Below are 7,262 nucleotides of genomic sequence, written 5' to 3' on the forward strand. Positions count from 1 at the left end.
CGTGCCGGGGTGTCCCCGCAGGACGAGCGCGCAACCACCCCGCACAGCCGAGAAGAGCCCGCGCGCGCCGAGCCGAGGAGACACCCCGGCACGGCCCCACGCACCGACCCGACACGCACACCGCCGAGCCGCCCGCAGGGCAACCGCACGGCACCACGCACCGACCCGACACGCACACCGCCGAGCCGCCCGCAGGGCAACCCGCAGGGCAACCGCACGGACCCGCCGACGTACCCTCCCCGAGGGATACCCGTACACCGCTCCGGAGGAGACATGGCCCCACGAGTGCACGCCGCCCGGGCGACCGGCATCGCCACGCTCACCCTCGACTCCCCGGCCAACCGCAACGCGCTCTCCGCCGACCTCGTCGCCGAGCTCCGCTCCGCCCTCGCCACCGCGGGCGCGGACGATGCCGTCCGGGCCGTCGTCCTCACCCACACCGGCACCACCTTCTGCGCCGGGGCCGACCTCAAGTCCCCCTGCGATCCGGCCGATTTCGTGGCCCTGCTCCGCGAGACCGCCGAGCTGCCCAAGCCCGTCGTCGCCCGCGTCACCGGCCACGTCCGGGCCGGCGGCCTCGGTCTGCTCGGCGTCTGCGACATGGCCGCCGCCGGACCGCGGTCCACGTACGCCTTCACCGAGACCCACCTCGGCCTCGCCCCCGCGGTGATCTCCATCCCCCTGCTGCCGCGCCTCGACCCGCGCGCCGCCGCCCGCTACTTCCTGACCGCCGAGGCCTTCGACGCGGCCGAGGCCACCCGGATCGGTCTGCTCACCCTGCACGCCGAGGACGTGGACGCGGCCCTGGAGCCGGTGCTCGCCGGCCTGCGCAAGGCCTCCCCGCAGGGGCTGGCCGTGACCAAGGCGCTGACGGCCGCCGCCGTGCGCGAGGCCCTGGCGCGCGACGGGGCCCGCCTGACGGAGCTCTCCGCAGGACTGTTCGCGTCCGCCGAGGCCCGCGAGGGCATCACCGCCCGCTTCGAGCGCCGGGAACCGTCATGGTCGCTGTGACCGGACCCAAGCAGGCGCGCAGCCGCGTCACCCGCCGCCACCTCCTGGAGGCGGCCGTGTCCTGTCTGGCGGAGCACGGCTGGGCGGGGTCCACCGTCGCGGTCGTCGCCGAACGGGCCGGGGTCTCGCGCGGGGCCGCCCAGCACCACTTCCCGACCCGCGAGGACCTGTTCACCGCGGCCGTCGAGTACGTCGCCGAGGAGCGGTCCACGGCCCTGCGCGACCTGTTCCACGCCGGCCCGGCCGCCCGCCCCGTCGTGGTGGAGGCGCTCGTCGACATGTACACCGGCACCCTCTTCCGGGCCGCGCTCCAGCTGTGGGTGGCCGCCTCCAACGAGGAGCAGCTGCGCCCCCGGGTGACCGAGCTGGAGGCCCGGGTCGGCCGTGAGACCCACCGCATCGCAGTCGAGCTGCTGGGTGCGGACGAGTCGGTGCCGGGCGTACGGGAGACGGTGCAGGGCCTCCTGGACATGGGCAGGGGCCTCGGCCTGGCCAACGTGCTCACCGACGACACGGCCCGCCGGGCCCGTGTGGTGGCCCAGTGGTCGCGCATCCTCGACGCGGCCCTGGGCTGAAGAACGGGAGGGGCGCCGCACCCCGGTCGCGGGGTACGGCGCCCGATCTGCCCGGGTGATCAGCGGGTCACGCGGTCTCGGCGATGTCCGCGTAGCCCTCGATCTCCTGCGGGTTGCGCCGCCCCGGCCCGGTGTAGCGGGCCGACGGCCGCACCAGGCGGCCCGTGCGCTTCTGCTCCAGGATGTGCGCCGACCAGCCGGCGGTACGGGCGCAGCTGAACATCGATGTGAACATGTGCGCCGGGACCTCGGCGAAGTCCAGCATGATCGCGGCCCAGAACTCGACGTTCGTGGCGAGCACCCGGTCGGGGCGGCGCGCGTGCAGCTCTTCCAGCGCGGCCTTCTCCAGCGCGGCGGCCACCTCGTAGCGCGGCGCGTCCAGCTCCTTGGCCGTGCGCCGCAGCACGCGGGCGCGCGGGTCCTCGGCGCGGTAGACGCGGTGCCCGAAGCCCATCAGCCGCTCGCCCTTGTCCAGGGCCTTCTTCACGTACGCCACGGCGTCGCCGGTGCGCTCGATCTCCTCGATCATGCCGAGCACGCGGGACGGTGCCCCGCCGTGCAGCGGTCCCGACATGGCGCCCACGGCGCCGGACAGGGCGGCGGCGACGTCCGCGCCGGTCGAGGCGATCACCCGCGCGGTGAAGGTGGAGGCGTTCATGCCGTGCTCGGCGGCGGAGGTCCAGTACGCGTCGACGGCCTTGACGTGCCGCGGGTCGGGCTCGCCCCGCCAGCGGATCATGAACCGCTCGACGACGGACTCGGCCTTGTCGATCTCCCGCTGCGGGACCATGGGCAGGCCCTGGCCGCGGGCGGACTGGGCGACGTAGGACAGTGCCATGACGGCCGCGCGCGCGAGATCGTCGCGGGCGGTCTGCTCGTCGATGTCCAGCAGCGGTTTCAGACCCCACACGGGGGCGAGCATCGCGAGCGCGGACTGGACGTCGACGCGGATGTCACCGGAGTGGACCGGAATGGGGAAGGGCTCGGCGGCCGGCAGGCCGGGGTTGAAGGCACCGTCGACCAGCAGGCCCCAGACGTTCCCGAAGGAGACGTGGCCGACGAGGTCTTCGATGTCGACGCCCCGGTAGCGGAGCGATCCGCCTTCCTTGTCGGGCTCGGCGATCTCCGTCTCGAACGCGACGACCCCTTCGAGCCCGGGTACGAAGTCGGACATCAGGCGGCTCCTCAGATAGTGCGAACACGCGCGGCTCCCGGCGTGACTCGCGGTCCGGCGCGGTCATCCCCGTTGATGCCCGGCACGGCCGTTGGCCACCCGCTTGGGGACCTTCGGACCGGCCCCAAGATTTTGGCCGCTCCGCCCCGACTGCGGAAGCGTGACATACGGCACACCGTTACCGGTCCGGCTGCGGCAGGATGGCCAGCGTGACCGATCAGGACATTGACCCCGCCATGATGCGCAAGCAGTACCGCTCGGAGATCGTCGAAGAGGGGAGTCTCGCGGACAACCCGATGGACCAGTTCGCCCGCTGGTTCCAGCAGGCCGCCGACTCCCACCTCTTCGAACCGAACGCCATGGTCGTATCGACGGCCACCCCCGACGGGCGGCCCAGCTCGCGGACGGTGCTGCTGAAGCAGTTCGACGGACGGGGCTTCGTCTTCTTCACCAATTACGCCTCCCGCAAGGGTCGTGAGCTGGCCGAGAACCCGCACGTCGCCCTGCTGTTCCCCTGGCATCCCATCGCCCGCCAGGTGATCGTCACCGGTACGGCGGCCCGGATCGGCCGCGACGAGACGGCGGCGTACTTCCGCTCCCGCCCGCACGGCTCCCAGCTGGGTGCCTGGGCGAGCGAGCAGTCCAGTGTGATCGAGTCCCGTGCGGAGCTGGACCGCCGCTACGCCGAGCTGGAGGCCCGCTACCCGGAGGGCGAGCAGGTGCCCGTTCCGCCGGAGTGGGGCGGTCTGCGGGTGGTCCCGGAGGCGGTGGAGTTCTGGCAGGGCCACGAGAACCGCCTTCACGACCGCCTGCGCTACGTCCCGGACGGGGACAAGTGGCGGGTCGAGCGGCTCTGCCCGTAGGCGGGGCCCGGGAAAAGCAGACGACCCGCGGGCTCGGGTTTCTCTCCTGCAGTGAGAGAAGCCGGCCGGACGTACCGGCGAGCCCGCGGGTCGGGTGACTGCTTGGGATTGGCGCCTGGCGATCCCGCCGGGCACCGCACTGGGTGCGTGCGACGACGGGCGCTTAGCCCGCAGCCACCTCACGCGTCCGGTTTCCGTACATTTCGGGAACCACCTCCCTTCTCGTGTACGGCAGAGCCTAGGAGCACCTCGGCCGGGGCACAAGCAAATATTTCCCCGGGACCCGAAGCGGATCATTACTGGACAATCGGGGGAATGGGGTGTGGGCTGCGTCACGTTCCAGTTCAATGATCTGACGTGCCGCACACGCGAACACCTGCAGGGGGTCCCAGGTGACTGCTTCCGGACGTAACGAGACCACCGATGATCTGCTCGCAGCACTGCTGGACGGGATGGACGCCGCCCTGTGCGCGTTCGACTCCGACGGGGTGATCACCCACTGGAACCGGGAGGCCGAGCGGATCCTGGGCTGGACCGCGGCCGAAGCCGTGGGACGCAAGGGCTTCGAGGGCTGGGCCGTACGGCCCGCCGACGCGCACGACGTGCAGGACCGGCTGATGGCCGCCCAGCAGGTTCCCGGGCGGCAGGTGCACGAGTTCGCGCTGCTGACCAAGGACGGCGGGCGCGTCCTCGTACGGACCCAGTCCGCCGGGGTGCCGGGCGCGGACGGGAAGCCCGCCGGGGTGTACTGCGCCTTCAGCGAGGTGCACGCGCAGATCGACCTGGAACGCTCCATCGCCCTGAGCGAGGCCCTCATGGAGGACGCCTCGTGGGGTGTCGTCCTGGTCGACGTCGACCTGCGCCCGGCCGTGGTCAACGCGCACGCCGCACGAGCCTTCGGCACCGGCCGCACCGCGCTGCTCGGCCGCCCCCTCGGGGAACTGCTGGCCCAGGGCGTCGAGGAGCTGGAGGGAGCCCTCCAGCACGTGCTCGCCGAGGGGGCGCCGCCCGCGCCGGTGGACATGTGGGTGTCGGTGCGCACGCCGGAGGGGGTGCGGCGCAGGTGCTGGCGGTGCGGGTTCCTGCGGCTGGCCTCGCCGCTCGCGGAGGAGCCCGTGCCGCTGGGCGTCGGCTGGCTCTTCCAGGACGTCACCGAGGCCCGCCAGGAGCAGCTGGACACCGCGCAGCTCCGGTTCCGCGCGCACCAGCTGCACCGTGCGGGACGGGCCGCAGCCGAGTGCGAGGACCCGGCCGAGGCGGCCGCCGTACGCCTGGACTTCGCCCTCGCCGGGTTCGCCGAGCACGCGCTGCTGGACGTACTGGACCCGGCGGTCGACCCCGAGCGGCGCAGGCTCGTACGGTCCGCCGCGTCGCCGCCGGCGCTGCCGGGCCCCGGATCGATCCCCGTCCGGTACGTGCCCGGGCATCCGGCGCTGCAGGCGCTGGACCGGATCGGCTCGGTGCGGACCAGCGCCCCGCGCGGCGAGGCGGACGCGCAGTGGGCGCGGGACCGCCAGTGGCCCGAGGGCGCGGCGCACGGGCTGTGCACGGTGCTGCGGAGCCGGGGACGGACCCTGGGGGCGCTGACGTTCCTGCGCGGGCCCACGCGGGTGGCCTTCGAGCGCGCGGACGCGGAGTACGCGGAGGAGGTCGCGGCCCGGGTCGCGGCCGACCTGGACCTGGCGGCGGGTCCCGCCCGCCCGGACGAGGGCCGGGGGGTGTCCGCAAAGCAGCGTCCGTACCCACCATCGTAGGAACGCGGCCCGCGCCCGGCGACCGGTCGGTCGCCGGCCGCGACGGGCCGGGGAGCGGGCTCAGTGCCGGAAGAAGATGCGGTCGCCGTACTCCTTCATCACGCGGCCGTTCCACTCGTGGCCGCCGTCGACGTTGCCCGAGCGCAGCAGCGGGGGCTCCACCCCGCGGGCGGCGAGCTCGCCGGCCGCCGCCGCCATGACCGCCTGCATGATCGCGCTGGTCACGACGGTGGAGGCGGGGGCGAAGGGCGCTTCGATGCCGTCGAGGCTCAGCTCGGCGTCGCCGACCGCGATCTTGCTGTCGAGGACGACGTCGCAGTGGTCCTTGAGGAAGGTGCCGGAGACGTGCCGTGACTTGGTCCCGGTGGCGTACGCCACCGAGGTCACACCGATGACCTTGAGGCCGATGGCGCGGGCGTTCATCGCCATCTCGACGGGCAGGGCGTTGCGGCCGGAGAGGGAGATGATCACGAGGACGTCGCCGTCGGAGGCGGGGCTGCTGTCGAGGACGGCGCCGGCCAGGCCGTCGACCCGTTCCAGGGCGCTGCCCAGGGTCGCGGGCATGACGTCGATGCCCGCGGTGCCGGGTACGGCGAGGAAGTTCATCAGGGCCAGGCCGCCGGCCCGGTAGACGACGTCCTGGGCGGGCAGCGAGGAATGCCCGGCGCCGAAGGCGAAGAGCCGGTTGCCGGCGGCGACCGCGTCGGCGATGAGGGAGCCGGCCTCGGCGATGCGCGGGGCCTCCTCGTCCCGCACCCGCTGCAGCAGACCGATGGCGGCGTCGAAGAACTGACCGGCCAGCTTGCTCTCGCTCATACGCCGATGGCCCTTCCAGGGGTGGGGGAGCGTCCGTGTCCGCCGCTCACCGTGCGGTCTGGACCAAGGGCGTGTCAATACGAACGTCAATCCCGGGCCGAAAGCTCTGGTCGGGGTCTCCGGACGGCCCCGGGCGATCTTCCGCGGGATGTCCGGGAGATGTCCGGGAGCGCTCTTGACCCTCGGCACGGGACGGTTGTCGGCCCGATGCGTCAGAATTGGGGGCAGGGCCAGCGCACGCAATCCGAGGGGCACGAATGTCCGGACTGATCGATACCACGGAGATGTATCTCCGCACCATCCTCGAGCTGGAAGAGGAAGGCGTGGTCCCCATGCGCGCCCGCATCGCCGAGCGGCTCGACCAGAGCGGCCCGACGGTGAGCCAGACGGTGGCGCGGATGGAGCGCGACGGCCTGGTGGCCGTCGCCAGTGACCGGCACCTCGAGCTGACGGACGAGGGGCGCCGGCTGGCCACGCGTGTCATGCGCAAGCACCGGCTCGCGGAGTGCCTGCTCGTCGATGTCATCGGCCTGGAGTGGGAGCAGGTGCACGCCGAGGCCTGCCGTTGGGAGCACGTGATGAGCGAGGCGGTGGAGCGGCGGGTGCTGGAGCTGCTGCGCCACCCGACCGAGTCGCCGTACGGGAACCCGATCCCGGGGCTGGAGGAGTTGGGTGAGAAGGCGGAGGCGGACCCGTTCATCGAGGACGGCATGGTCAGCCTGTCCGAGCTCGACCCGGGCACCGAGGGCAAGACCGTGGTCGTCCGCCGGATCGGCGAGCCGATCCAGACGGACGCCCAGCTGATGTATACGCTCCGGCGGGCGGGCGTCCAGCCCGGCTCGGTGGTGAGCGTGACCGAGTCCCCGGGTGGTGTGCTGGTCGGCAGTGGCGGCGAGGCCGCCGAGCTGGACGCGGAGGTCGCCTCGCACGTGTTCGTGGCGAAGCGCTGACCTCGGCGCGCCGTCGTTCGCGATCGGCGCGGATGCCTTCGTACGGGATGTGACCCGCGGGTCGTGACCCGTGCGGATCAGCCTTGGTGTGGGCGGTCCCGGCGCCTTTCGGCGCCGGG

The 7,262-nt window shown here is 73.1% G+C and carries 7 protein-coding genes; 5 read left to right on the forward strand and 2 right to left on the reverse strand.

All coding sequences use genetic code 11. The features are described from left to right. Positions 1-273 precede the first annotated feature (273 nt). Positions 274-1,011 carry an enoyl-CoA hydratase family protein gene (locus tag ACWGE1_RS38885; RefSeq protein WP_453425193.1) on the forward strand — a complete coding sequence of 246 codons (738 nt, stop codon included), beginning with the start codon at positions 274-276 and terminating at the stop codon, positions 1,009-1,011. Continuing rightward, a complete protein-coding gene (locus ACWGE1_RS38890; protein WP_453425194.1) occupies positions 999-1,586 on the forward strand; it encodes a TetR/AcrR family transcriptional regulator in 588 nt (195 codons plus the stop codon). Before ACWGE1_RS38885 ends, ACWGE1_RS38890 begins: the two co-directional genes overlap by 13 nt. Before the next feature lie 67 nt (positions 1,587-1,653). On the opposite strand, the gene ACWGE1_RS38895 is transcribed toward ACWGE1_RS38890, so the two are convergent. Further along, positions 1,654-2,760 carry a citrate synthase 2 gene (locus ACWGE1_RS38895; protein ID WP_030390669.1) on the reverse strand — a complete coding sequence of 369 codons (1,107 nt, stop codon included), beginning with the start codon at positions 2,758-2,760 and terminating at the stop codon, positions 1,654-1,656. A 200-nt stretch (positions 2,761-2,960) separates the two neighbouring features. Between ACWGE1_RS38895 and pdxH the strand changes: the two genes are divergently transcribed. Continuing rightward, positions 2,961-3,623 carry a pyridoxamine 5'-phosphate oxidase gene (pdxH, locus tag ACWGE1_RS38900; RefSeq protein WP_453425195.1) on the forward strand — a complete coding sequence of 221 codons (663 nt, stop codon included), beginning with the start codon at positions 2,961-2,963 and terminating at the stop codon, positions 3,621-3,623. Between the two features lie 392 nt (positions 3,624-4,015). Then, positions 4,016-5,377: a PAS domain-containing protein gene (locus ACWGE1_RS38905; RefSeq protein WP_453425196.1), complete on the forward strand. Its 1,362-nt coding sequence runs from the start codon at positions 4,016-4,018 to the stop codon at positions 5,375-5,377. A gap of 60 nt (positions 5,378-5,437) precedes the next feature. On the opposite strand, the gene ACWGE1_RS38910 is transcribed toward ACWGE1_RS38905, so the two are convergent. Continuing rightward, positions 5,438-6,193 (reverse strand): SIS domain-containing protein, encoded by a 756-nt coding sequence (locus ACWGE1_RS38910; protein WP_453425197.1) that lies wholly within the window; start codon positions 6,191-6,193, stop codon positions 5,438-5,440. A gap of 257 nt (positions 6,194-6,450) precedes the next feature. Here ACWGE1_RS38910 and ACWGE1_RS38915 point away from each other — a divergent pair, with 257 nt between their 5' ends. Beyond that, on the forward strand, positions 6,451-7,143 hold the full coding sequence (locus tag ACWGE1_RS38915) for a metal-dependent transcriptional regulator (protein WP_453425198.1): 693 nt from the start codon (positions 6,451-6,453) through the stop codon (positions 7,141-7,143). The last annotated feature ends 119 nt before the right edge of the window (positions 7,144-7,262 follow it).

It is taken from the genome of Streptomyces sp. NPDC054932, from assembly GCF_053610205.1.